The sequence below is a fragment of the Devosia lucknowensis genome (assembly GCF_900177655.1).
In the GTDB taxonomy this organism is placed as follows: Bacteria; Pseudomonadota; Alphaproteobacteria; order Rhizobiales; family Devosiaceae; genus Devosia; species Devosia lucknowensis.
In genome coordinates this window covers 332,074-356,296 of the sequence record NZ_FXWK01000001.1, presented here as the reverse complement: position 1 = coordinate 356,296, position 24,223 = coordinate 332,074, and the positions used below count along the sequence as shown (strand labels likewise).

Genomic DNA, 24,223 nt, shown 5'->3' with positions numbered 1-24,223 from the left:
CCATCAATGGCCTGCATTTATCATATTGTACTACTAATAAAAGCGTAGTACGACTATGCCTCACCGCCGGGGGAGGACTGGCGGGGGCAACATCGACAAAGATCAGGACACGCTTCGCGCATGCACGAGTTATCGTGCGTGGCCGTTCTTTGTCATCGCTCGCCCATGATCGCCAACAAGGGAGGACGTGTTGGCACTATTGGAACTAAAGGGCGTGACCAAGGAGTTCGGGGCCATCCGCGCCCTGTCCGATGTCAGCTTCTCGATCCAGCCCGGCGAGGTTGTCGGCCTCATGGGCGATAACGGCGCAGGCAAGTCCACGCTGGTCAAGATCATCTCGGGAATCTACCAGCCCACCGCAGGCTCGCTCGAATTCGACGGCACTCACGCTCAGGTGGGCAGCCCCGGCGAAGCGCGGCGTCTCGGCATCGAGACCGTCTACCAGGACCTTGCCCTCGCCGATAACCTTACCGCGGCGGAGAACATCTTTCTCGGGCGCGAGATGAAGCGCCAGGTCGGGCCGTTCCGCTTTCTTCGCCATTCGGCCATGAATGCCCGCGCTGCCGAGCTTTTTGCCGAGCTCAAGTCCGAAACCCGCGCCGGCGACTATGTGCGGCAGATGTCGGGCGGTCAGCGCCAGGCCGTGGCGATCGCGCGCACACGCCTTTCCGACGCCAAGCTCATCCTCATGGACGAGCCGACAGCCGCAATTTCAGTGCGCCAGGTGGCCGAGGTGCTCAACCTCATCCACCGCCTCAAGGAGGCCGGCATCGCCGTCATCCTGATCTCCCACCGCATGCCGGACGTCTTTGCCGTCTGCGAGCGCGTCATCGTCATGCGCCGCGGTACCAAGGTTGCCGACAAGGCGATCGCCCATTCGTCACCCGAAGAGGTGACCGCCCTGATCACCGGCGCGAAGGAGGCCGCATAAATGGCCCAGACCCACGCCCAGACGTTTACCAATGTCGGCCAGACGCGCTTTTGGCAACACGGCTTCCTTGCGAGCCAATCGGCCTATGTGTTGGCGGCGCTGATCGTCCTCATCGTCATCATGAGCATGCTGTCGCCGAACTTCCTCACCGGCGGCAACATCTCGAACATCACACGCAATTTCTCCTTCATCGCCATCGCGACGCTGGGGATGACGCTGGTCATCATCACCGGCGGCATCGACCTTTCGGTGGGCTCCACCATTGCCCTTTCCGCCACGGTCACGTCGCTGGTCATGAATGCCCTTCTAGGGGCAAACTTCTATCCCTTCCCCGGCAGCGCCCTTCTGATCTCGCTCGTCGCCGGCCTGGGCTCGGCTGCTCTGGTGGGCCTCTTCAACGGCCTGGCCATCGCCAAACTCAAGCTCAGCCCGTTCGTGACAACGCTGGGCACGCTGTCGATGGTGCGCGGCCTGGTCTATGTGGCGACGCAGGGGCGCGGCACCTTTCCCGCGGGTCCCGACAAGGACATGTTCCTCGCCATCACCGCCGGCAAGCTGTTCGACGTCCTCCCGGTGTCGTTTCTCTATCTCATCATCTGCGCCGTCGTAATGTGGGTGGCGCTCAATCACACGGCCTGGGGCAAGCATGTGTTCGCCATCGGCAGCAACGAGAATGCCGGCCGGTTGACGGGCGTCAATGTGGATCGGGTCAAGATCCAGGTCTATGTCCTGTGTTCGCTGGCCGCAGGCGTCAACGGCATCATCATCTCGGGATGGCTTGGGTCCGCCCCGGCCAACCTGGCGACCGCCTACGAGCTGACCATTATCGCGGCGGCGGTGATTGGAGGCGCCAATCTCGCCGGCGGCGTGGGCGGCGCGGCAGGCGCCATCATTGGCTGCATTCTCATCGAGGTCATCCGCAACGGCCTCGTCCTAGCGCGGGTCGACCCCTACTGGCAGCAGACCCTTGTGGGCGCGATCATCGTCGCCGCCGTGCTTGTTGACCGGCTGCGGTCATCGCGAAACGGCTAGCCACGCCGACGGGCTTTCGGGTGCCACGACTTGTGCGGCACCGTTCAGGATCGGTGCGTCCGCAACGATGGACGCATCGAAGGGAGGCCGGCGAATGGCTCGCCGGTTTGAGGTACCCCGGACCGCAATCCGGACCATTTGGAGGAGACGACTATGACCAAGACAGCCATCGTGCTCGGCACGATTGCCACTCTGTTTCTCGGCGGAACCGCTATCGCCCAGGAAAGCTACACATTCGCCGTCGTGCCCAAGGCCATGAACAATCCGTTCTTCGACCTCGCCCGCGATGGCTGCGAAGCGCGCGCCGCCGAACTGGGCAATGTCACCTGCATGTATATCGGCCCCGTCGAGCATGAGGCCACCACCCAGGCCCAGATCATCGAAGACCTGATTACCCAGGGCGTCGACGGCCTTGCCATCTCGGTGTCCGACATCGCCGCTGCCACAACGGTGATCGACCGCGCCACCGCTGCGGGTATCGCCGTCATCACCTTCGACTCCGATGCTCCCGACAGCACGCGTACAGCCTATGTCGGCACCGACAACAAACTGTTCGGTGAAGACCTCGGCAAGCTGCTGCTGCAGGTTGCTCCGGATGGCGGCACCTACGGCATGATCTCGGGCGGTGCAGCCGCGCCGAACCTGGCCCTCCGCGTCGATGGCGTGCGCGAAGCCCTGGCCGGTTCGGCCTGGACCGAAGTCCCCGGCTCGCCGACCTTCTCGAACGACGACATTGCGCTCGCCGTTCAGCAGATGGGTGACCTCAAGACCGCCAATCCCGACCTCAAGGCCATCGTCCCGGTCGGCGGCTGGCCGATGTTTGCGCCCGATGGCTGGAAGAACTTCGTCGACCAGTACAAGGCCGACGTCGACAGCGGTGCATTTGCCCTCGTGGTGGCAGACACCCTTCCCCAGCAGTTGCAGCTGCTCAAAGAAGGCTATGCCCACGGCCTCGTCGGCCAGCGCCCCTATGAAATGGGCCAGAAGGCCATGGATACCCTGCTCGCCATCAAGAAGGGCGAGACGGTCGATGAGATCATCTACACCGGCAACGACGTCGTCACCGCCGAGAACGTCGACGAATTCCTCAAGTAATCCGTGCGCCGGGGCAATCCGTTGCCCCGGCGGACCCGAGCGTTTTCATTCCTCCCGAAGATCCTGTTCCATGGGCAGAGATCAACTGGCCCCGCTTCGGCGGGGCCTTTTCTTTTGAAGACACACGAAAAATCAAGCGCCCCGGTCTCTGATTGAGTGAAAGCGCGCCCTGCCCCATCCGGGTTCATTGCAATAACCAGACACGTCGCCGATCGTCCCGGGTCAATCTCCCGAGATGATGTCCTTGGACTCCACGATGGCGGCGGCGCCTTCGTCGGTATTGCCGAGCATGGCCGCGACGCGTTCCAGCGATGAGATCAACATGGCCTGCTCCCAGTCCTGCAGGGCCACGAACTGGCTGTGAAACTGGGCATGGGCGCCGTTGGGCGCTATGGCAAGCGCCTCCTGGCCGGCCGGCGTCAATGACAACCAGACCTGGCGACGATCCGTTTCGCCTTTACGTTTCTGGATCATGCCCGAGGCTTCGAGCTTTTGCAGCAGGAAGGTGGTAGTGGCCTGGGTGATGCCCATGCGTTGCGCGATATGGCCCGCGGTCTGCTCGCGATCCTCGTCCAGCATCTGCATGAAGATCAACTGCGACGGGGTGAGGCCAGTCTCACTCATCAGCTGCTTGCTGTTGGCCTCGGTGGTGCGGAGTATTTTGCGCATGGCTGTCAATGCGCGCTTGGTTCTGTTTTCCAACGAAACACCTGTTTGGGGCAATACGGGATCATAAGCCGGGGACCCCAAGCGCCCAAGAGGGCAACTGCGTAATCGAATATCAATTAGCCTTAACTAAGCATTTTTAGATACCCGCCCGATCCAGGCAATTTCGCGACGCACGAAAATTTTCTATTCGGCCGCAACCACATGTATTCAATACTTATTTCCGGGCCATGCGAGGGGTTGTCTTGGTTGCGCCATGATTGGCGGTTGACTGATAGTTTCAGTTGCCTAAGTTTCTAGCCATGATTTTTGGCAATACCGTTCTCACCGATGCGATGGCCTGGAAGCGTGTGGCTGAGCCGCTCGTCCGGCCGCCGAACCCGGAAGATGGCCCAGCCGTCTGGCAGCTGATCAAGGCAACACCATCGCTCGACAGCAATTCGCTCTACTGTAACCTGTTGCAGTGCACCCATTTCGCACAGACCTGCGCCATCGCCGAACGCAACGGAGACGTGGTGGGCTGGGCATCGGGCCATGTCCTGCCCAAGCAACCAGATACGCTTTTCATCTGGCAAGTCTGCGTTGCCGACGCTGCCCGCGGTTCGGGGCTTGCCAAGCGCCTTATACTCGACGTGCTGGCCAGGCCCGCACGAGCGCAGATTTCGCGCCTCCAATGCACCATCACCCAGGACAACACGGCATCCTGGGCATTGTTTGGCTCTCTTGCGCGTGACCTCGGCGCTCAAATGGAGCAGGTGCCCTGTTTCCGGCGCGAACAGCATTTCGCCGAGACGCATGAGAGCGAACTGGGCGTCTCAATCGGTCCTTTCACACAGGACCGAGCGCGCGCGCTTCTCGACTGATTTTTCACCCATTCCCTTCGATAGACCTTGGAGACGGGCCTCATGACCACGTCCATTATCGCTGCATCTGTCCTGTTTGACCGCGTCGAGAGCCGGGTGCGCTCCTACTCTCGCAGCTTTCCGAAATTGTTCGACCGGGCCGAAGGCGCCAGCATCTACGATGCGTCCGGCAAGCCTCACATCGATTTCCTGTCGGGCTGCTCGAGCCTCAACTACGGCCACAATGACCCGGACCTCAAAGCGGCGCTGATCGACTATGTGTCCGCCGATGGCATTGCCCACGGGCTCGACATGTTCACCAGGGCCAAGGAGCAGTTCCTGCGCAGCTTCGAGCGGCATATCCTCAAGCCGCGCGGCATGGATCACCATATCCAGTTCACTGGCCCCACGGGTGCCAATGCGGTCGAGGCCGCACTGAAACTGGCACGCAAGGTGACCGGGCGCACCAATGTCATATCCTTCACCAACGGTTTTCATGGCGTAACGCTCGGCGCTCTGGCAGCGACGGGCAACGGCAAGCATCGCAACGGCGCGGCAACGCCTTTGTCCGGCGTGACCCGGGCCGCCTACGAAGGCTATTTCGGCCCCGACATCGACACCGCTGAACTGCTGGATTTGCAGCTGAGCGACCCTTCGAGCGGCATTGACCTGCCGGCCGCGATCATCGTCGAGACAGTCCAGGGCGAAGGCGGGCTCAACGCAGCCTCCTCCGAGTGGCTCCGGCGCATCCAGGCGATTGCGCACCGTCACGACGCCCTGTTCATCATCGATGATATCCAGGCCGGCTGCGGCCGCACTGGCGGTTTCTTCTCATTCGACGGCATGGATCTTCAGCCCGATATCGTGACCATGGCCAAGTCCCTGTCCGGCATGGGCTTGCCGCTGGCGATTGCGCTGATCAAGCCGCGTTACGACATCTGGAAGCCGGCCGAGCACAACGGCACGTTCCGGGGCAATAATCATGCCTTCGTGACGGCGACGGCGGCCATCGAGAAATTCTGGGCCGACGGCGCTTTCGAAGCCGATGTCGCCCGGAAGGCCGCCTACCTGGCCCAGCGGCTAGAAACCATTGCCGACGAGCACGGCCTGCGCGTCAAGGGACGCGGCATGATGCTCGGTATCGAAGCCCGAAGCGGCGAAGCTGCCGCTGCGGTTTGCAAGCGCTGCTTTGACGACGGCCTGATCATCGAAACCTCGGGAAGTTTCGACGAGGTGGTCAAGGTCCTGGCGCCCCTCACCATAACCCAAGACCAGTTCGCCGATGGGCTCGACATCATGGAAGCCGCCTTTGCAGCGGTCATGGGTTCACGTCGCGCGGCTGCAGAATAGGAGACCACCGATGATCGTCAGAGATCTGCAAGACGCCCGCGAAAGCGACAGGCTGGTCCAGGCCAATGGCTGGGACAGCACACGCCTGCTGCTGGCCGGCGATGACATGGGCTTCAGCTTCCACATCACCCGTATCCACGAGAACACCAGTCATGTGTTCCACTACAAGCACCATTTCGAGAGCGTGTTCTGCATTTCCGGCGAAGGCACGATCGAGGAACTCGACAGCGGAACGGTGCATCAGATTCGCCCCGGCGTCATGTATGCGCTTGATCTCAATGATCGCCATCGCCTGTCTGCCAAGAGCGAGATGGTGATGGCCTGCTGCTTCAACCCGCCCGTCACCGGCCAGGAAGTGCACCGCGCAGACGGGTCCTATGCACCTGTCGGCGAAGACGCCTGAAGCCACAAACCGCTAGCAAAACACAGGAAAGGCGACGACATGACCACGGCCGCCACGCAGACACCAATCACCGACTTTTACCCCACCCGCCTGCCGCAGGAGAAATGGCTCAAGCGCACGGACCCCGTCGTGTGGGGACGCTGGACGCCCGAGGCGCCACTGACCCGCGCAGAAACCCATGCCTTCGAGAAGAATGGCTTCCTCGTGCTCAACGGGGTGTTTTCAGCCGCAGAGGTCGCGGCTCTGCAGACCGAATCCGCCAGGATGCGCGCCGGCGACGCCGGGCTTGAGCCCGAAAACATCATCACCGAGCCCGGTTCCGACGAGGTGCGGACGGTATTTCGCCTCGACGAGCAGAATGCGCTCTTCGACAGGCTGGCTCGTGACAAGCGTATTGCCGGGCGCGTGAGCTATCTGCTCGACGACGATGTCTATCTCCATCAGTCGCGCCTCAACTACAAGCCGGGCTTCACCGGCAAGGAGTTCTACTGGCATTCCGACTTTGAGACCTGGCACGCCGAAGATGGCATGCCGCGCATGCGCGCCATTTCGGCCTCGGTTTTGCTGACCGACAATGACGCGCTGAACGGCCCGCTGATGCTGATGCCCGGCTCACACAATACATTCGTTGCCTGTGCCGGCGAGACGCCCGAAAACAATCATCAGACCTCGCTGAAGAAGCAGGAAGTGGGTGTACCCTCCCAGGACAGCCTGACGCGCATGGCGAAGGAATTCGGCGTGGACTACGCGGCCGGTCGCGCAGGTACCGTTATTCTGTTCGACTGCAATACGCTGCATGGCTCGAACGGCAATATCACGCCGTTTCCAAGGTCCAACGCCTTCTTCGTCTACAATGCCTGGTCCAATCGCGTAGTTTCGCCCTTCGCGGCAAAAGCACCACGCCCAGCCTTCCTCAGCTCCCGCGATGCAGAGCAACCGCTCGTCATCGAAAGCGGCAAGCTCGGCTAACAAGGACACTCAACAATCCAGGCTGAAACGTATGGTCCCCTGGCGACAGGGGGCCACCGGAGAATTCATGACCAAGTCCAGCGGCTCACACACCGTCGAGAAAATCGGTGGCACGTCCATGTCGCGCACCGCCGAACTCATGCAGACCGTTCTTGTCGGCGATCGCCAGGGGGATGCACTCTACAATCGCATCTTCGTCGTCTCGGCCTATGCCGGCATCACCGACGCTCTGCTCGAGCACAAGAAATCGGGTGAACCGGGCGTGTATGCTTTGTTTGCGGATGCGGAAGGCGGCTGGGCCTGGGGCGATGCACTGACCGGCGTCGCCGACCGGATGTATGGCATCAACGATATTGTCTTTCAGGACGATGGTGCGCGCCAGGCCGCCAATCGCTTCGTGCGTGAACGCATCGAAGGGGTGCGGTCCTGTCTGATCGACCTCGCGCGCCTCTGCTCCTTCGGCCACTTCCAGCTCGAACAGCACCTGCTCGCCGTCCGCGAAATGCTGTCATCGCTGGGTGAAGCACAGTCCGCCTTCAATACGTCTCTGCTGCTCAACACAAAGGGCGTTCGAGCCCGGATGATCGATCTCACAGGCTGGCGCGAAGAGGGGCAGCAGACCCTCGATCAGGCCATTCGGAGCGCGTTTGCCGATGTCGATCTCAGCTGCGAACTGCCGATCGTGACGGGCTATGCGCAATGCAGCGAAGTGCTCATGGGCACCTATGATCGCGGTTATAGCGAAGTGACCCTGTCGCGGGTAGCGGTGGTGACCGGCGCCAGCGAGGCCATCATCCACAAGGAGTTTCACCTCTCATCGGCCGACCCGCGCGTGGTCGGCGCCGACGCGGTGCGGGTCATCGGCGAGACCAATTACGATGTGGCGGACCAGCTGTCCAACATGGGCATGGAGGCCATTCATCCCCGGGCCGCCAAGAGTCTGCGTCAGGCCGACATTCCCTTGCGGGTCAAGAATGCCTTTGAACCCGACCACGACGGGACGTTGATCCGATCCGACCTTGCGCCAGCCAAGCCGGGCGTCGAAATCATCACCGGCGTGGAGAACGTTTATGCGTTCGAGTTTCATGACCCTGACATGGTCGGGGTGAAAGGCTACGACGCCAAAATCCTCGAAGCGCTGAAGCGCCATAAGGTCTGGATCATCTCCAAGACGTCGAACGCCAATACCATCACCCATTTCCTCAAGGGCTCGATGACCGCCATCAAGCGGGTCGAATCCGATCTCGCTGAAGAGTTTGCCTGCGCCGAAATCAGCGTCCGCAAAGTGTCCCTGGTCTCGGCCATCGGTCGCGACCTCGGCGATACAGCCGTGCTCGTCCGCGCCATCGGGGTTCTGGCCGAAAGCGGCATCCGTCCGCTTGGCATGCACGACCTGATCCGCAGGGTCGACCTGCAGATCATCGTCGAGCCCAGCGATTTTCACGCCACCATGACGGCCCTGCACAAGGGCCTGATCCAGAATTGGCAAACCGAGCAGCGGGCGCCGCTGCACGCGGTCGCCTGATCCGCACTCCATCGCAAATCCGATCACCAACAGGAGAATTTCATGACCAAGTTTACACGCACCGCCGTATTCGCCGTTTCCGGCCTTGCCCTTGGCCTGGCCACCAGCGTCGGTGCCAGTGCTGCCACGCTGGCCGAAATCCAGGAGCGCGGCGCGGTCCGTATCGCCGTCGCCAACGAAATTCCCTATGGCTACGTTGACCCCTCGGGCGAGGCGCTCGGCGCCGGTCCCGATGTCGCCAAGGCCATTATGGAAAAGCTCGGCGTCGAGAATATCGAGTGGGTCACCACCAATTTCTCCTCGCTGATCCCGGGCCTCCAGGCCGACCGCTTCGACATGGTGGCAGCAGAGATGGCCATCCTGCCCGACCGGTGCCAGCAGGTGTTGTTCTCGGAGCCCAACACTTCCTATGGCGAGGGTTTGCTGGTGCCCGCAGGCAATCCCAAGGACATCCATGCCTATGAGGATTTTGCCGAAAACGCCGAACTGCGCGTCGCCATCATGGCGGGCGCCGATCAGCTGGAAATGATGCAGAAGCTGGGTGTCGACGAAAGCCGTCTCGTGACCATTGCCGCCAATGCCGATGCGATCTCGACCGTTTCGACTGGCCGAGCCGATGCCTATGCCGCCACGAGCCTGACCGCCAGTGGCCTTGCCGGTCAGAGTGAGGGAGTGGAAGTGGCCGGCGCGTTCACCGACCCGGTGATCGATGGCGAGGAAGTCCGCAGCTGGGGCGGTTTTACCTTCGCCAGCGGCAACGAAGAGTTGCGCGACGCGGTCAATGACGCTCTGGCCGAATTCAAGCAGACCGATGAATGGTCCGGTATCGTCTCGGGATACGGCTTCACCCAGGCCGATATCGACGGCTCGATCGCGCGCAGCACCGACGAGCTTTGCGACGCAGGCTGATCCTTCCGCTTCATGAACTGACTTGGGCGGGTGTTCCGGCACCCGCCCAAGACGCGTTTCAACAATCAAAGGACCAATGATGCATTGGACCGAATATTTCGGCCCCCTCATGGAAGGGGCTTGGGTCACCGTACAGTTGACGGTGCTCTCCACCATTTTCGGCGCGACCCTGGCCTTTGCCGCAGGCATTGGCAAGATCAGCCGCAATGGAGCCGTGCGCGCACTGGCCATCACCTATATCGAGGTGTTTCGCGGGACGTCGCTCCTGGTGCAGTTGTTTTGGCTTTATTTCGCGCTGCCGATCGCCGGCATGGCGATGGGGATCGATCTCCGGCTGCCGCCCCTGGTCGCGGGCATCATGGCCCTCAGCCTCAATATCGGGGCCTATGGAGCCGAAGTGGTGCGTGGCGCCATTCAGTCCGTTCACAAGGACCAGCATGAGGCTGCGCGGGCACTCAATTTCACGCCGCGCCAGACGCTGTGGACCGTTACCATTCCGCAGGCCGTGCCCGAAATGATGCCATCCTTCGGCAACCTGGCCGTGCAAAATCTCAAGGACACGGCGCTGGTTTCGCTGATCAGCCTGGGTGATCTGGCCTTCCGCGCCGAGCAGATCCGCAACTTCACCCAGGACAGCACGACCATCTATTCCATGCTGCTGCTGACCTATTTCGGCATGGCGCTGGTGCTGACAGCCATGATGCGCCTGCTCGAAATTCGCGTGAGCCGCTGGCGCACGGCGAGGAGCTGACCCATGCTATTTGGTTACGAATGGGACCTCTCGAGCCCACTGGCCTTTGCCATCTCGATCCTGCCGATCCTGTTGACGGGGCTGGTGGTCACTATACAGGCGGCAAGCCTGGGCTTCGTCCTCGCCCTGGTCTTGGGTCTGGTCTGGGCGGTGCTCAAAGGCCTGCCCTTTCCCTTTATCGCCTGGCCGGCGCGCGTGATCACGGAATTCATCCGCGATACGCCTCTGCTCGTGCAATTGTTCTTCCTCTACTACGTGCTGCCCGAATACGGCATCGTGCTGCCGGCCTTCATGACCGGCGCCCTGGCGCTGGGCATCCAGTACAGTGCCTATACGGCCGAGGTTTATCGGGGCGGGCTGGAAGCCGTCGGCGCAGACCAGCGCGAAGCGGCGCGGGCGCTCAATCTCACTGCCGGGCGCACCTTTACCCATATCATCGTACCCCAAGCCATTCCGCGCATCGTTCCGGCCATGGGCAATTACCTGGTCTCGATCATGAAGGACGTCCCGATCCTCTCGGTCGTGACGGTGCTCGAAATGCTCAACGTCGCCAAGATCGTGGGTGACCGGACCTTCGACTATCTCATCCCGCTGTCCATGGTGGGCGCGATCTATCTCATCCTGACGCTGATCGCGTCGGGGGGCGTGCGCCTGCTCGATACGTGGCTGCCCAAGCAAGGAATCCCCCTCAAATGAGCGAAGACATCATTCGGTTCGACAAGGTCGAGAAGCGCTTTGGAGACCTTACTGTTCTCAACAAACTCGATTTCTCGGTGAAGCGCGGCGAGAAGGTTTCGATCATCGGGCCGTCGGGCTCGGGCAAGTCGACGGTGCTGCGCATCCTGATGACGCTCGAGGGGATCGACGGCGGCAGCGTCACCGTCGACGGCGAACCGCTCTGGCACGAAAACTCCGGCGACGGCAGCCTCAAGCCTGCCAGTGAGAAGCACCTGCGCAAGATGCGCGGCAAGCTCGGCATGGTGTTCCAGCACTTCAACCTCTTTCCGCATATGAGCGTCTTGCGCAATATCACCGAGGCGCCGGTCAAGGTGCTGGGCCTCTCCAAGGCCGAAGCGCGCCAGCGCGGCGAAGAATTACTCGAACTCGTCGGCCTCGCCGATCAGGCGCAGAAGTTTCCCAGTCAGCTGTCCGGCGGACAGAAGCAGCGCGTCGGTATCGCGAGGGCACTGGCCATGCGCCCGAGCATCCTGCTGTTTGACGAACCGACCTCGGCGCTCGATCCCGAACTGGTCGGCGAAGTGCTCAATGTCATCGGCAAGCTGGCGGACGAGCACGACCTCACGATGCTCCTGGTGACCCACGAAATGCGTTTCGCCCGCGAGATTTCCGATCGCGTCTGCTTCTTCGACCGGGGCAAGATCCGCGAAGAGGGCACGCCCGAGGAACTGTTCACCGATCCCAGCGAGGACCGCACCCGCGAATTCCTCTCGGCCGTGCTGGATCAGTAATCACCCTGGAGGCCGGGAGAATCCGGCCTCCATTCCAAGTCCGAGCGTATGGCGCCGTCTGCGGGGCTGCTCTCAGTATTCGTGAAGGAGCGCCGATGCGCCTCTTGGCCTATGCCCTCGTCATATTCGCCATTCTCGTTCCCCAGGCCAGCGCACAGGCGCAACCCACGACGGAGCCGGCCCAAGCCGAAGCGCCGGCGCAGACACAGGGCCTCGACGCCTTGATCGACATCATCGAGGCGGACCCTGCAGGCGCCGCTTTGCTGGCCCGTGTCCGCGCCAATGCCCTTGCGGAGGTGGAGCGCTCTTCGGCCGATGAAACATCGGACACGACCATTGCGCAGCAGGTGGCCGAGTTCACCCGCGGCGCCGCCGAGGGCGTTTCTGCCAGCGTGCAATCGGTCGGGGATGTGGTCGACGACGTTGCGCGCGGTCTGTCTGGCACCGGGTCGGACCAGCTTCGCAGCGTGACATTCGATATTGTTCGTGTCGGCGCCACGATTTTCGGGGTCCTGTTGCTGCTCAAGCTTCCGGCCGCCTGGTTATCGGGCAAAGCGGCACATCAACGCGACGGCGCGCGCTGGCTGCGGAAAGCCACCAGCCTGCTGGCCGCGGTCGTGATCGATCTGATCCCGGTCATACTGGCATGGGCGGCCGGATATCTGGTCGCCATGCTGATTGCGAATGGCGGCAGTGGGCGACTGGGCATCAACCAGCCCCTGCTGCTGAACGCCTTCCTGTTTGTGGAACTGCTCAAGGTCGGCATGCGGGCGGTGCTGATGCCGCGCCATTCCGCCATCCGCATTCTGCCGATGGGCGATACGAGCGCCAATTACTGGTCGTTCTGGCTTTCCCGCGTGCTATCGCTCGTGGGCTACACGTTTCTCTTCGTGGTGCCCATTCTTGCGACCAATGTCTCGGTCGTTTTGGCCTCGTCCGTCGAGGTGCTGGTCGTTGCCACCCTCACCACCATCGGGATCCTAGTGGTGCTGCAGAACAAGGATCAGGTCCGAGCGCTTTTATCGGCCGTCGTCGACAAGAACCGGCGCGAAGGTTTGGCGCAGATCATTCTGCCCCTCGCGCGGTACTGGCACATTCTGGCCATCACCTATCTCGGCGCCCTGTTCGTTGCGTGGCTCGCCAACCCCGCGCAGGCGCTGCCCTTCATCGTGGCGGCAACCCTCCAGACCATTGTCGCGGTGGTGGTGGCGCTCCTCGCTGTCGGGTTCATCGCCCGTTTCGTCAATGCCGGGCTGCGCCTTCCATCTGACGTCAAGGAGCGCCTTCCCCTGCTGGAACGGCGCCTGCACGCCTTCGTCCCAAAGGTGCTCCAAACCGTACGGATCATTGCCTTGGCAGCGGTGCTGCTGACCGCAGCGCAGGCCTGGTCGCTCTTCGATTTTGTCGGCTGGATCAGTTCCGAGGCCGGCCAGCATACGGCAGGCTCCATCATCTCGGCGCTGGCCGTGATCCTCATCGGCTTCGCCATTCACGTGGCCACCTCGTCCTGGGTGGAATATCGGCTCAATCCGAACTACGGCACGATCCCGACGGCGCGCGAAAAGACGCTGCTGTCGCTGTTCAAGAATGCCATGACGATCACGCTGGTGGTGTTTGTCAGCATGCTGGCCCTGGCCCAGATCGGCGTCAACATCGCTCCGCTGCTTGCAGGTGCCGGCGTTCTCGGGCTGGCCATCGGCTTCGGTGCGCAGAAATTCGTTCAGGACATCATCACCGGTGCGTTCATCCAGCTCGAAAACGTGATGAACGAAGGGGACGTCGTCGAAGCAGGTGGCAAATCCGGCGTGGTCGAGCGATTGACCATCCGGTCGGTATCGATCCGTGACCTGTCCGGAACACTGCACCTCATTCCGTTCTCCTCGGTCGACCAGGTATCGAACAGCAACAAGGACTTCGCCTATCATCTGGCCGAAATTCGCGTGGCCTACGATACCGATATCGGCGTCGCCAAACAGGCCATCGAGGACGCCTATGACCTGCTGATGGAAACGGAGCATCGCGACCATGTCCTCGGCCCGCTCGAGATGCACGGCATCACGGCATTTCTCGAGTCGGCCGTGGTCGTCCGGGCCCGGGTCAAAACCCTGCCCGGTTCGCAATGGGCGGCAGGACGCGCGTTCAATGAATTCGTGAAGCAGGTGTTCGACCAGCGCGGCATCGTCATCCCGTTCCCGCAAGTCACCATGCATACGTCGAAATCGCAGGACCCCGTCGGCTCAGTTCGCAACAGCGCCGTTTTGACCTGATTTTGGCGAGTTGCGTTAAGGTCCTCGCGCCGTCGCGGTCCTGAAGCGCAATCGTCGCAGGTATTCGCGGGCGGACAGAGTAGTGTCGGGAAATGGCTGGGGTGCTAGGATTCGAACCTAGGAATGCCGGTACCAAAAACCGGTGCCTTACCACTTGGCGACACCCCAACTGCGGCGGTTCCTACACGGTTCGCTGGCGCCACGCAACTCGATCTCTGGCGGGCGATAAAAGGTTGTGAGAACCGCTTGAACAGTGCCATCGCCAAAGCTATAAAGCCGCCACATCGCGACGGGGCGGAGTTATTTCCGCCTGGAACTTCCCGAAATGTCGCGTGTCTGACGGAGTATAGCGCAGCCTGGTAGCGCACCTGCTTCGGGAGCAGGGGGTCGAGTGTTCGAATCACTCTACTCCGACCAATCAACCCCGGCTTCTCGCGAGGCCGGGGTTTTTGTTTGCCATGCAGCCCTGCCCCGCCGATCCGAACCGGCCGGGCGGGACGATGAGGCCGTCAGGCCGAGCGGCGGGATGGCGTGGACAGGAGGCCCAAGCCGTCGACGGCTGTGAGGAAGTCGTCGCGGACGTCATCGCGGTCCAGCGCGAAGGCAATATTGGCGGTCAGGAACCCGACCTTGGAGCCGCAGTCGAAGCTGCGCCCGGCATATTTGACGCCTGTGAAGCGCTGGGTTTCGAGAAGCTTGAGCATGGCATCGGTCAATTGGATCTCGCCGCCCGCGCCCTTGGTCTGGGTGGAGATCAGGTCGAAGACCTGCGGCTGGAGAATGTATCGTCCCGAGATGATCAGATTGGACGGCGCCATATCAGGCTTGGGCTTTTCGACCATGCCACTGATGGCGAAGCTGCGGTCGGTCCCTGCCCCGCGTGCAACGACGCCATAGGACGACACATCCTGCATCGGCACTTCCTCGACGGCGATGACATTGCCGCCGACATCGTCATAGGCATCCATCATCTGCTTGAGCACACCGGGCTTGCTCTGGAACAGCATGTCAGGCAGCAGCAGCGCGAAGGGGTTGTCGCCCACGATATCGCGCGCGCACCAGACGGCATGGCCCAGGCCCAGCGGCTCCTGCTGGCGGGTGAAGCTGGTCCGGCCGGCCGAAGGCAGGTCGCGGCTGAGTTCACCCAGCGCAGCGGCCTTGCCGCGGGCGGCAAGGGTCGCTTCCAGCTCGAACTGCTTGTCGAAATGGTCTTCGATCACACCCTTGTTGCGACCGGTGACGAAGACAAAGTGCTCGATGCCGGCTTCGCGCGCTTCGTCCACCGCATACTGGATCAGCGGCCTGTCGACGACCGGGAGCATTTCCTTTGGCATGGCCTTCGTGGCCGGCAGGAAACGGGTTCCAAGACCGGCAACCGGGAACACTGCAGTTCTCACTCGCTTCGACAAAGTTGTCTCCAGCACAAATCAATTTTTGAACAATTGGTACAAGTTCTTCCGAACTTACCCATGAGCTCTGATTAGCACGCCTGAAGATAAAGCGAACAAGAGACCGGATTGTCGGTTAATCGACTATTGGAACCCGCGCGCCTGAAGCGCATCCAGACCACGCTGGGCCTCGGAATAACCAGTGGCAGCAACAGCGGCGAAGATCTGGCGGGCTTCGCGCAGCCTGCCGAGATGGTAGTAGCTCCAGGCCCTGATGGTCAGGAGGTCGTTCTGTTCGGGGGCGAGGGTGGCGCGCTGATCGAGCAGTTGCAGCACCTCGTCGTAGCGGCCGATCTGGTAATAGGTCACCGCCGTATCGGCGAGGATGGCGATCTGCATTTCATGCACGCGCTCCGGCGTCTGCGGCATGGCCGATGCGGCCACCGCCGCTTCCTCGATGAGGCCAAGGCGGAGCAGCGCCAGGGTCAGTCCATAATAGGCCTCGGTGCGCGTCGCTTCCGATGGCGCCAGAATGGCACGCTGGAAAAGCTGTTCGGCTTCGGTGGCGCGATCGAGATCCATCAGGCACCACGCGCGCCCCAGAGCCTGGGCGCCGCTGAAGTTCTCGGCCGGAATGTACTGGCCACACTGTTCGTAGGCGCGTAGCTGGTCGGGGGTCTGCGAAGCCACCAGCATCAGCCGCGGCCCCTGGTCGAAGCGATAGCGCATCGGTACCAGCTGCGGCTCGGGAATTGTGGTGATCACGGGTGCGTCGGTCGGAGCGCCCGGTTTGCCGAACTGTTCGATCCGCGGGGAGAGGGAGCCCCACTGGCGGATGATCTCGCGCACCCGGGCGCGATCCTGCAGTTTCTGGCTGGAGACCAGCAGGCCATAGGCCGCGGGCTCGAAGTTGGGATTGAACTCGAGCGCCTTCAGGAACCAGCGCGCGGCGGTCTGCGTCTGGCCGAAGTTGAACGCATACCAGCCGAGTGCCTGAGCCGCATCGGCATCCTGGGAATCGTTGATCGCCTCGATGATGCGGTCGAGCACTTCGGGCGTGAGGCGGCGCGGCGGATTGCCGGCCAGCAGCGAATTGGCCAGGGCCAGATACTGTGCCTGCAATTCGTCGCTTTCGAACCGGTGTTCGGCCAGAAGTTCCTCTGCCTCGGTCAGCTGCCGCAGTTGCACCATGGCGCGCGCCAAGGCGCCCAGGCTGTCGGGCGTGGGGTCGATGTCCACCGCCTTCTGGAACAGGTCGCGGGCCTGCCGCGCGCGGTTGGCCTGCAGTTCGTAATAGCCGAGCAGACGCAGGTCGTCGGTCGTGGGCGCGGCAGCGATCGCGCTCTCGATCAGGGTCACCGCATCCGGATCGACCTGGCGCGACACGCCATTGAGGTAGTCGGCCACGGACTGGCGGGCCTGATCGACACGGATTGGCGCGAACTCGTCGTCGCGCTCGAAGCTGAACAGCGTGTCCATGTCGGCGGGCGACAGCAGGGTGCGGGCCTTCTGCATCGTGGCCAGCCGCTCCGGTGCGGTCGGGCAGTTCTGTAGCACGAAGCTATAGGCATCGACCGCGCGCGGCTCGCTGCCGGTATCGACGAAGGCCTCGGCCAGTGACCAGAGCAGGTCGACATTGGTGCAGACAAGAATATCGGGGTGGTTGGCGGCAACGCGGATCACCGTATCATAGTCCTGCACCGTCGCGGCGGCGCGGATTTCGGCCGCTGCGCTACCGGTGGACAAGGCATCGAGCAGGTCCTGCGGCGGACGCCAATCCGGGGTTGCGGCCATGCGTGCATCGATCTCGGCCTGCACGCCGGCAAGGTCGCCCTGCCCGTAGAGGTCCCACATGTGCTGCAGGTTCTCGTCGACACCGGTGTCGCCGTTCAGCGGATCGGCGGGCGGCACCCAGCCGGGATAGATCGCCGAAAGGCGCGCGATCTCTGCCTGCAGGCGCCGCTCGTCGCCCTGCCGCGCGAAATAGCGCAGCGCGCTCTCATCCACCACCGGGCTCGCTGCCGGCGGCGCGGCCTGCGACAGTTCCGGGGTCGGAGTCGCCTGCTGGGCCAATGGCGCAGCGGTCATCGAAAGACCGGCGAACAGACCGACGATTATGCAGCGTGCATGGATGGTCATGGGTGGCCTCAGAGACAATTTGGTGCGCTTTCACGCAGGAAGGACAGTGTAAGCAGATGCAGCGTCGAGCCGTAGTAACTTTGCGGCGAAAAGCCCTGCAGCGCCGGATCGACTTTCTGGCCATCGAGAATGCAGCTCAAGGCGGCGCCGATGATGCGGTACCCTGGTTCCTGCAGGGGATCGACCATTCGGCCGGACTCCACGGCCACGGTGCCGGCGCCATCGCCGCTCAACGGGGCCACGAACTGGCGCAGCAAGGCCGGCTCGGTGGTGCCGCCGCGCAGCAGATAAAGCGGGATGCGGATACTGTTGTAGCTGAACTCGGCCGGGAAACCCTTGGCGGGCGCGGGTTCGGCACCCCGCAGCGACAGCCAGTCGGTCGGCAATTCCATGGGCCCGATCCGCGCCTCGTTGATGAGGCGCCGTCCGGCCTGGGCGATGCTTTCCCAGTCGGTCTGTGGCGCGAGGCGCGAGAGGGTCGGGAAAGCCTCGAACACCCAGTAGGAGAGGTTGACGATCGGACCATCTTCCTGGTCCTCGCGGCCAAAGCCGAAGGCGCCCGGCAGCAGCACGTCGCGGCCGCGCCAGCGCAGGGTCGAGGTTTCGCCCACTGCGTCGGCAATGCTGCGGGCAGCATGGACATAGACGGGCTCGTCCCAGCCTTCCCCGGCCAGCGCGAGGCCGTAGGCGATGAGGATATCGCCGTCGCTGGCATTATTGCTGTCCGTGACGTTGGGCGTGGCGTCGGGGTCCCATTTCCAGGCCACCAGCCCGTCATCGCGGATCATCAGTTCATTCTGGGTGAAGGCCCAGATATCGGCAAAGCTCTGCGCGTCACCCGCCAGGTAGGAGAGGATCAGGCCGTAACCCTGCCCTTCGCTGTGCGAGATATTGCCGTTGGCCGTGTCGATGACGCGCCCCTCGCTGACGAAAGCGTTGCGATAGGCCGCCCATTCGTCGGCGGTCACGGAGCCCTGCTGGGCGCCGTGCACGGCGGAGACGGAGGCGAGGGCCATGGCGGCGACCAGCACGAGACCCCGCATCAGGCGCGCCTGCCCATGACGCGCAGGACGGCGGAGGTTGCCAGCGTCAGCGCGACCAGCACCAGGCAAAGGCCGAAGCCATAGGCCAGCACGTGGCTCGAGAGCCAGTTGGCGAGGATGTTGCGCAGATTCTGGAAGCTCCAGGGGCTGCTCTCGTAGAAGCTGACGCGGTTCGGCTCGATGACCTGCACGGCGCTGCCATCCTGCGGGATGACGCTGACGCGACCGGCCATCCTGGGCCACATCGAGGCCTCGGTGACGAGTGCGATACCGGCATCGAGGTTCTGCGCATTGGGCACGGTCAGCATGGTCCACAAGCCACCCTCGGGCTGCAGGCGCTGCAGCACGACGGCCTTGTCCGAAAGGCGCGGCGCGTAGGGCTCGTCGGTCGGCGGCAGGACCCCGAGGCTGTTCGGCCCGAGATCGAGCAGGCCCGCCACCCAGTTCTGCAACCGGCCAAGCATGGACGCGTCGTTGGAGGTCCCGGTCGAGCGCCAGCGCTGGAGGATCGTGTCGAGGCTGCCCTGGTCGACTTCGAGGGCAATGTCGTCGCTGGCATAGGGCTGGAGCACGCCGACGCGCTGGATGGCGTCGGGCGGCAGCTGGTTGTAGGCGCCAACGAAGATCGCGTCCTGCGCTGGTGCGGGGCTCGCCAGGCTCACCGACTTGATCGCCATGGCCTGGTTGGTCTGGCCCGCCAGCCGGGCGACGAAGGTCATGGCGGCAGGCAGCACGGCATCGCCGGAGCCCAGCACCAGGTCCGGCGTATCGGTGCCACCCGAATAGGGGAAGCCGGTATTGGCGAAGGCCGCCAGGTTCGGCACCTGCGAAATGCGCCCGAAATCGGGCATGGTGAAGGTGCTGTCGCTCGAGATCAGTAGGCGCTGGTCGGTACCGACGGTCACCGTGCCGGGCGCGCAGATATCGTCGGCCTCGGTGCGCAGCGCCGCCACGACTTCCACCGTGTTCACGCCGGGGCGGAACTCGCTCATCGGCACCTTGATCGGCAGGTCGCGCAGCGCGTCGTCGGTGCGCAGGATCGGCGTCACCGAAGCGATTTCGCCGTTGATGAACACGTCGAACTGGCTGCCCGGGCGCACTTCGCTCGAATAGGCGGCGCTCAGCGTGATCTGCGCCTGGCCATAGCGGTCGGCGTAGAAGTCGGCCGGCAGGGCAAACGAGAACTGCGTGCGATAGCGCCGGCCGTTGAAGCTGAGGCCCTCAAAGCCCAGCTGCTCGAAGGACAGCGTGCCCGCGCCGTCAAGGATCGGCACCGGCAGGGCGCGATCGGCGCGCGGCGGGATGGCGCCGGCATACTGTTCGTATTGCGCAGCGATCGGGCGCAGGTCGTCGATCGCCGCCTTGACGCCGGCCCAGTCGGGGCCGGAGAGCACGAGTGCATTGTTGGCACCAAAGGCCGCGACCGGCGCGTTGCGCGCTTCCTGGGCCAGTGGACCCACGCCTTCAGGCAATTGCGAGGCTGGGCCGAGGACGACATTGAGAACGCCCTCTTCCTGCGACGCCGGCAGGGTGTTGGCAAACTGCACTTCGGTGTTGGCGACACGCATGGTGAGCGCCAGCGTCTGCACCAGGTCAGCCAGCAGAGCGCCGTTTTCCATGGCCGTGCCCGAGGGCATGATCACGCGGACAATGCTTTTTCCGGTGCTGGTCCAGCCTGCCGCCGCCAGGTCGTCGAGACGGCTCAGCTGGCCGACTCGCGCGCCGGAAAAGCTGAGGAAGGAGTCCACGGCCGAAAGGTCGGTCCACAGCTCGTAGGTCGAACCGATCGAGCAGTCCGTGCGATGCCGCTGGTCGGCAGTGATTGTCACGGTGTTGAAGCCCTGGCGCAAGACGCCACTGGGCACGTCGACGGCGACCTTGGCGATGCCCGCCGAGGACGCAACCGGATTGAGCATGACGGTGGTGCCGTTGATCTGCACCCGCAGTCGAGAGGATTCGGGCGCCACGACCAGCGCGTTGACATAGCCGAGGTTGAGCGTTGCCTTGGCAGCGGCCTGGGTCGGAGTGAGGTAGATCTGGTAGTTGCGGCGGTCGACTTCGCCAGCCAGCCGCGTCGTGCCGGCCGGCAGCAGGTAGCGGATGAGGTCGGGCGCGGCGATGACCGGAGCGGCAGTGGCGGAGGCCGATGGATCGGGCGTCACCGGCACGATCATTTCGGCTTCGGGGCTCATGTCAAAGCTCGGCACCTGCTGTGCATGGGCCGAACCGACCATCAGGGCGAGCGCCAGCGGGGTGAGGACGCGGATCATGCCGAAGCCCTCCGGTTGCGTGTAGATTTGACGGCCGGCGTCTGCCCGAACTTGACCAGGTAGGCCAGACCACGGCTGGTCTGGTACAGTGCGATCCAGAGGAAGCGCGCCAGGCCTTCGATGATGCCGATATTGGCGCGCTTGGAGTTGAGACGCTCGGTCCACTGGGCCGAATTGGCGTAGAGCAGATCGGCCATCAGGCGATAGTCGTTGGCGGTCTTGAGCACATACTGGCAGCCCAGCACAGTGCCATTCTCACCCATCACGGCATTGCGGATGTCGACTGTCATTTCCGGCTCTTCGATCTTGGAATAGGGCGTGAAACGCAGCCCGGTCATCGTGTCCTTGCTGATGCCGCTGCGGTTCGAGCGCAGCTTGACGCTCATGCCGGTCGAGGACACGTCCATGATGGTGCCATCGACCCAGGTGCCGTCCTGCGTCCGCACCTGGCAGGCGCGATCAACCGGCACGCGACGGTTCTGGCGCGCTTCGCGACGTTCCGACACCACGCCCAGCGCACACCCGGCGATCAGCAGGTTGAAGAGGTTCCAGCCCCCCACCACGAGCGTGATCTCCGCCTTGAAGGGCTCGGCGTAGAGCCTGAAGATGGTGAAGCCAAGGCCCACAAGCAGCAGGAAGAAGATGATGTAGAAGGGCATGCCGATCTCGGACACGCGGCTGCGCACCGTGGTTTCGTCCTTCGAGGTCACATTGAAGGTCGGCTTACTCGGGTTGAGCATCACCGACAGCAGCGCCGGGAACAGGTGCACCGACTGGATATACTCGTAGAGTTCGGAAATCAGCGGCCAGCGCCAGCGGCCGAACAGCGAGTTCTGGATGACGAGGTTGGCCAGCATGTAGGTCACGGTATAGGCGACGAATTCACCGCTCGACGCCGTGAAGATCTGCAGGTCGAAGAACAGGTAGAAGAATGGCGCGAACAGGAAGATCATGCGCGAGATCGGGAACAGCCAGAACATGGTGCTCGACAGATACGACATGCGCTGGCCAAAGCTCAGGCCCCGCTTGAACAGCGGGAACTTCATCAGCATGATCTGCAGCATGCCCTGCGCCCAGCGGGTGCGCTGGCCGATGAAGCTGGCAAAGGTTGCCGGCTGGAGGCCGGCGATCAGCGGACGATCGACATAGATGCTGTTCCAGCCCTTGCCGTGCAGGTCGATGGCGGTTTCGGCGTCTTCGGTGATGGAGCGACCAGCAAAACCGTTGGTGGTTTCGAGCGCCGTGCGTCGCAGCACCGCGGCCGAACCGCAGAAGAATGAGGCATTCCACTTGTCGAGACCGCGCTGGATCACGCCATAGAACATCTCGTTCTCTGAAGGCATGGTCTCGAATGTCTGGAGGTTGCGCTCCAGCGGATCGGGATTAAGGAAGAAGTGCGGCGTCTGCACCAGGAACAGGCGGTGGTCCTTGGCAAAATAGGGCACCGTCTGCTGCAGGAAGTCGCGCGCCGGGGCGTGGTCGGCGTCGAACACCGCCACCAGTTCGCCCTTGGAATGGGCCAGGCCGTTGTTGAGGTTACCGGCCTTGGCGTGCTCGTTGCGGTCGCGTGTCAGGTAGTTGCAACCCAGTTCTTCGGCCAGCTTCTGCAGCCGCTCATGGCGATGCTGGGCGGCCACAGCCTGGTCCAGGCTTTCGGCCTGGCGCTTTTGCAGCGTGCCGCCGTCGTCGAGCAGCCACACGGTCAGCTTGTCGGCCGGATAATCCATGGCCTTGGCCGCAGCGAGAGTGCCGGCGAGCAGGCCTTCATCCTCGTTGTAGGTCGGCACGAACGCGTCGACATGCGGCACGTCATCATCGGGCTTGAGGCTGGTCGAGGGGCGCGGCGGCAGCGGTGAGGATACCACGAAGAGGCTGAGGCCAAGCATCAGCACGCTGTACATTTCGGCAAGGTAGAGCAGGAAGCCGGGAATGAAGTCGGCGATCTGCGTGACCGGCGGGATAGTGCTCGTCGTGCGCCAGAAGGCATAGCGCAGGATGATGGCCGTACCGAAGGCCAGCAGCATCAGGCGCCAGGTGCCGCTCAGCTTGAACACCTTGATGAGCATCATCAGCACCAGCAGCAGCAGCGATGTCACGAGGTGAGCCTGGATACTGACCGGCATCGTGATGGTTACAGCCGCGAGGGCAGCGACGCCGAGCCAGAAGACCAACGAGATAAACTTACGCATGACAAAACACCGCGGTCGCAGGGAACTGAGAGGATACTTCGATACGTCTGATGCCGGAGCCCGTCAGGGCGTCGGAACAATGGGCACGTCGCCTCCGCCATCCGGAGATGGAATGAGCGGCGATGACGACGGGCTCGGAATTGTGTCTTCCTGAGCGGCCGGCGCTGGGGCCGGTGCGGGCGCGGCAGCCGCGGGCGCACTGGCGCGCGGGCGCGCCGGCGGTGCGATCGGCGGCAACACGTTGGCGGGACCATAGACCCCACCACCCGGAGAAATGACCTTGCCATAGGCCCCGATGTCCTCGGGCGCCGGACGGGCCACGCCCGCCACACCCTTGATCCGGAGCTGGAACATGATGTCGAGCAATTCCTGCTCGGTCTTGGTCTGGTCGCAGATCAGCGCGCGCAGGTTGATGGCGCCGCGCGCCACCCCGCCCCCGGGCTTGCGTTCCGGCGCAATGCGTTGCCAGGCATACATGCACAGGTCCGCAGTTGCCGTGCGGCCCATCGAATAGCCGAACGGGCCATATTGGTTCTGCACGAAATAGGGCGACAGCTTCATGTCGGCGAAGTTGACCGTGCCGCGCGCCTCGCCGCCCAGGTCCATATTGGCCAGCGGCACGTCCTGCAGCCCGCCCGGCGTGGCGGAATGCGCGACCGCCTCGAACATCTGGATGGTGAAGTAGTTGGTGCCCGGCGATTTCGCCCGTGTATCGAGCGAGATCTTCTGCTCGGTCGCGTTGACGTAGCCAGTCTGCACCACGCCCAGAATGGCTCCCGCCCCGGGGGACAAGGCCAGCATGGCTTCGGTCGGCACCACGGCCTTGGGAGAATAGCTCTCCAGCGGCGCAGTCGTCGCGCAGGCGGACAGCAATCCAGCAGCAGCTAAAGCGCTGAATGCGCCCAAGAATCGGGAACGGCACTTGGAATAATTCATCACCATATGCCGACGTCTTTTGACCAAAGTATTCCCCGACGCGGCCACA

20 protein-coding genes and 2 tRNA genes are annotated in these 24,223 nt (G+C 63.0%); 14 read left to right on the top strand and 8 right to left on the bottom strand.

The genetic code is table 11. The annotated features are described in order from the left end of the window. The first annotated feature begins 190 nt into the window (after positions 1-190). The 3 genes from CCK88_RS01740 to CCK88_RS01730 all read left to right on the top strand — a co-directional run bounded on the left by CCK88_RS01740 (position 191) and on the right by CCK88_RS01730 (position 3,058). Positions 191-931 (top strand): ATP-binding cassette domain-containing protein, encoded by a 741-nt coding sequence (locus CCK88_RS01740; RefSeq protein ID WP_244557410.1) that lies wholly within the window; start codon positions 191-193, stop codon positions 929-931. Continuing rightward, positions 932-1,963, top strand: coding sequence for an ABC transporter permease (locus CCK88_RS01735; protein ID WP_086468821.1), 1,032 nt, complete (start codon positions 932-934; stop codon positions 1,961-1,963). It begins immediately after the preceding gene. A gap of 153 nt (positions 1,964-2,116) precedes the next feature. Continuing rightward, a complete protein-coding gene (locus tag CCK88_RS01730) occupies positions 2,117-3,058 on the top strand; it encodes a sugar-binding protein (RefSeq protein WP_086468820.1) in 942 nt (313 codons plus the stop codon). A 222-nt stretch (positions 3,059-3,280) separates the two neighbouring features. Here CCK88_RS01730 and CCK88_RS01725 read toward each other — a convergent pair whose 3' ends face one another. Next, the gene (locus CCK88_RS01725; RefSeq protein WP_086468819.1) at positions 3,281-3,727 is read right to left on the bottom strand and encodes a MarR family winged helix-turn-helix transcriptional regulator; all 447 of its coding nucleotides are present in this window, start codon (positions 3,725-3,727) and stop codon (positions 3,281-3,283) included. Positions 3,728-4,026: 299 nt separating this feature from the next. Here CCK88_RS01725 and ectA point away from each other — a divergent pair, with 299 nt between their 5' ends. From ectA to CCK88_RS01675, 10 genes are all read left to right on the top strand, one after another. Continuing rightward, the gene (ectA, locus tag CCK88_RS01720) at positions 4,027-4,587 is read left to right on the top strand and encodes a diaminobutyrate acetyltransferase (protein WP_244557409.1); all 561 of its coding nucleotides are present in this window, start codon (positions 4,027-4,029) and stop codon (positions 4,585-4,587) included. Positions 4,588-4,629: 42 nt separating this feature from the next. Beyond that, complete coding sequence (gene ectB, locus CCK88_RS01715) at positions 4,630-5,916, top strand: diaminobutyrate--2-oxoglutarate transaminase (RefSeq protein WP_086470760.1); 1,287 nt, start codon at positions 4,630-4,632, stop codon at positions 5,914-5,916. A 10-nt stretch (positions 5,917-5,926) separates the two neighbouring features. Continuing rightward, a complete protein-coding gene (locus CCK88_RS01710) occupies positions 5,927-6,319 on the top strand; it encodes an ectoine synthase (RefSeq protein ID WP_086468818.1) in 393 nt (130 codons plus the stop codon). Positions 6,320-6,358: 39 nt separating this feature from the next. Further along, entirely contained in the window at positions 6,359-7,288 is a 930-nt protein-coding gene (gene thpD / locus CCK88_RS01705; protein WP_086468817.1) for an ectoine hydroxylase, read from the top strand. A gap of 67 nt (positions 7,289-7,355) precedes the next feature. Then, a complete protein-coding gene (locus CCK88_RS01700) occupies positions 7,356-8,813 on the top strand; it encodes an aspartate kinase (protein WP_086468816.1) in 1,458 nt (485 codons plus the stop codon). Positions 8,814-8,855: 42 nt separating this feature from the next. Beyond that, positions 8,856-9,722, top strand: coding sequence for an ectoine/hydroxyectoine ABC transporter substrate-binding protein EhuB (gene ehuB / locus CCK88_RS01695; protein WP_086468815.1), 867 nt, complete (start codon positions 8,856-8,858; stop codon positions 9,720-9,722). A 76-nt stretch (positions 9,723-9,798) separates the two neighbouring features. Further along, complete coding sequence (ehuC, locus tag CCK88_RS01690; protein ID WP_210189893.1) at positions 9,799-10,473, top strand: ectoine/hydroxyectoine ABC transporter permease subunit EhuC; 675 nt, start codon at positions 9,799-9,801, stop codon at positions 10,471-10,473. Positions 10,474-10,476: 3 nt separating this feature from the next. Next, positions 10,477-11,169 carry an ectoine/hydroxyectoine ABC transporter permease subunit EhuD gene (gene ehuD, locus CCK88_RS01685; protein WP_086468814.1) on the top strand — a complete coding sequence of 231 codons (693 nt, stop codon included), beginning with the start codon at positions 10,477-10,479 and terminating at the stop codon, positions 11,167-11,169. Continuing rightward, complete coding sequence (gene ehuA, locus CCK88_RS01680; RefSeq protein WP_086468813.1) at positions 11,166-11,942, top strand: ectoine/hydroxyectoine ABC transporter ATP-binding protein EhuA; 777 nt, start codon at positions 11,166-11,168, stop codon at positions 11,940-11,942. The genes ehuD and ehuA overlap by 4 nt, the downstream gene beginning before the upstream one ends. A 95-nt stretch (positions 11,943-12,037) precedes the next feature. Next, positions 12,038-14,209, top strand: coding sequence for a mechanosensitive ion channel domain-containing protein (locus CCK88_RS01675; protein WP_086468812.1), 2,172 nt, complete (start codon positions 12,038-12,040; stop codon positions 14,207-14,209). Positions 14,210-14,302: 93 nt separating this feature from the next. On the opposite strand, the gene CCK88_RS01670 is transcribed toward CCK88_RS01675, so the two are convergent. Further along, a tRNA-Gln gene (locus tag CCK88_RS01670) sits at positions 14,303-14,377 on the bottom strand. 172 nt (positions 14,378-14,549) lie between these two features. Between CCK88_RS01670 and CCK88_RS01665 the strand changes: the two genes are divergently transcribed. After that, a tRNA-Pro gene (locus CCK88_RS01665) sits at positions 14,550-14,626 on the top strand. Positions 14,627-14,718: 92 nt separating this feature from the next. On the opposite strand, the gene galU is transcribed toward CCK88_RS01665, so the two are convergent. The 6 genes from galU to bcsN all read right to left on the bottom strand — a co-directional run bounded on the left by galU (position 14,719) and on the right by bcsN (position 24,144). After that, positions 14,719-15,618 carry a UTP--glucose-1-phosphate uridylyltransferase GalU gene (gene galU / locus CCK88_RS01660; protein ID WP_086468811.1) on the bottom strand — a complete coding sequence of 300 codons (900 nt, stop codon included), beginning with the start codon at positions 15,616-15,618 and terminating at the stop codon, positions 14,719-14,721. Positions 15,619-15,741: 123 nt separating this feature from the next. Beyond that, positions 15,742-17,736, bottom strand: a complete 1,995-nt coding sequence (locus CCK88_RS01655) for a tetratricopeptide repeat protein (RefSeq protein WP_086468810.1) — start codon at positions 17,734-17,736, stop codon at positions 15,742-15,744. A gap of 8 nt (positions 17,737-17,744) precedes the next feature. Beyond that, positions 17,745-18,779 (bottom strand): family 8 glycosyl hydrolase, encoded by a 1,035-nt coding sequence (locus tag CCK88_RS01650; protein ID WP_086468809.1) that lies wholly within the window; start codon positions 18,777-18,779, stop codon positions 17,745-17,747. Then, positions 18,779-21,049, bottom strand: coding sequence for a cellulose biosynthesis cyclic di-GMP-binding regulatory protein BcsB (locus CCK88_RS01645; protein ID WP_086468808.1), 2,271 nt, complete (start codon positions 21,047-21,049; stop codon positions 18,779-18,781). The genes CCK88_RS01650 and CCK88_RS01645 overlap by 1 nt, the downstream gene beginning before the upstream one ends. Then, positions 21,046-23,238: a UDP-forming cellulose synthase catalytic subunit gene (gene bcsA / locus CCK88_RS01640; RefSeq protein WP_086468807.1), complete on the bottom strand. Its 2,193-nt coding sequence runs from the start codon at positions 23,236-23,238 to the stop codon at positions 21,046-21,048. The genes CCK88_RS01645 and bcsA overlap by 4 nt, the downstream gene beginning before the upstream one ends. A gap of 63 nt (positions 23,239-23,301) precedes the next feature. Beyond that, the gene (gene bcsN / locus CCK88_RS01635; protein ID WP_170926313.1) at positions 23,302-24,144 is read right to left on the bottom strand and encodes a cellulose biosynthesis protein BcsN; all 843 of its coding nucleotides are present in this window, start codon (positions 24,142-24,144) and stop codon (positions 23,302-23,304) included. Positions 24,145-24,223: the final 79 nt, after the last annotated feature.

Coding starts and splice junctions, on each gene's coding strand:
- CCK88_RS01735 (WP_086468821.1), top strand. CDS start 932: ATGGCCCAGACCCACGCCCAGACGTTTACCAATGTCGGCCAGACGCGC.
- CCK88_RS01730 (WP_086468820.1), top strand. CDS start 2,117: ATGACCAAGACAGCCATCGTGCTCGGCACGATTGCCACTCTGTTTCTC.
- CCK88_RS01725 (WP_086468819.1), bottom strand. CDS start 3,727: ATGCGCAAAATACTCCGCACCACCGAGGCCAACAGCAAGCAGCTGATG.
- ectA (WP_244557409.1), top strand. CDS start 4,027: ATGATTTTTGGCAATACCGTTCTCACCGATGCGATGGCCTGGAAGCGT.
- ectB (WP_086470760.1), top strand. CDS start 4,630: ATGACCACGTCCATTATCGCTGCATCTGTCCTGTTTGACCGCGTCGAG.
- CCK88_RS01710 (WP_086468818.1), top strand. CDS start 5,927: ATGATCGTCAGAGATCTGCAAGACGCCCGCGAAAGCGACAGGCTGGTC.
- thpD (WP_086468817.1), top strand. CDS start 6,359: ATGACCACGGCCGCCACGCAGACACCAATCACCGACTTTTACCCCACC.
- CCK88_RS01700 (WP_086468816.1), top strand. CDS start 7,356: ATGACCAAGTCCAGCGGCTCACACACCGTCGAGAAAATCGGTGGCACG.
- ehuB (WP_086468815.1), top strand. CDS start 8,856: ATGACCAAGTTTACACGCACCGCCGTATTCGCCGTTTCCGGCCTTGCC.
- ehuC (WP_210189893.1), top strand. CDS start 9,799: ATGATGCATTGGACCGAATATTTCGGCCCCCTCATGGAAGGGGCTTGG.
- ehuD (WP_086468814.1), top strand. CDS start 10,477: ATGCTATTTGGTTACGAATGGGACCTCTCGAGCCCACTGGCCTTTGCC.
- ehuA (WP_086468813.1), top strand. CDS start 11,166: ATGAGCGAAGACATCATTCGGTTCGACAAGGTCGAGAAGCGCTTTGGA.
- CCK88_RS01675 (WP_086468812.1), top strand. CDS start 12,038: ATGCGCCTCTTGGCCTATGCCCTCGTCATATTCGCCATTCTCGTTCCC.
- CCK88_RS01655 (WP_086468810.1), bottom strand. CDS start 17,736: ATGACCATCCATGCACGCTGCATAATCGTCGGTCTGTTCGCCGGTCTT.
- CCK88_RS01650 (WP_086468809.1), bottom strand. CDS start 18,779: ATGCGGGGTCTCGTGCTGGTCGCCGCCATGGCCCTCGCCTCCGTCTCC.
- CCK88_RS01645 (WP_086468808.1), bottom strand. CDS start 21,049: ATGATCCGCGTCCTCACCCCGCTGGCGCTCGCCCTGATGGTCGGTTCG.
- bcsA (WP_086468807.1), bottom strand. CDS start 23,238: ATGCGTAAGTTTATCTCGTTGGTCTTCTGGCTCGGCGTCGCTGCCCTC.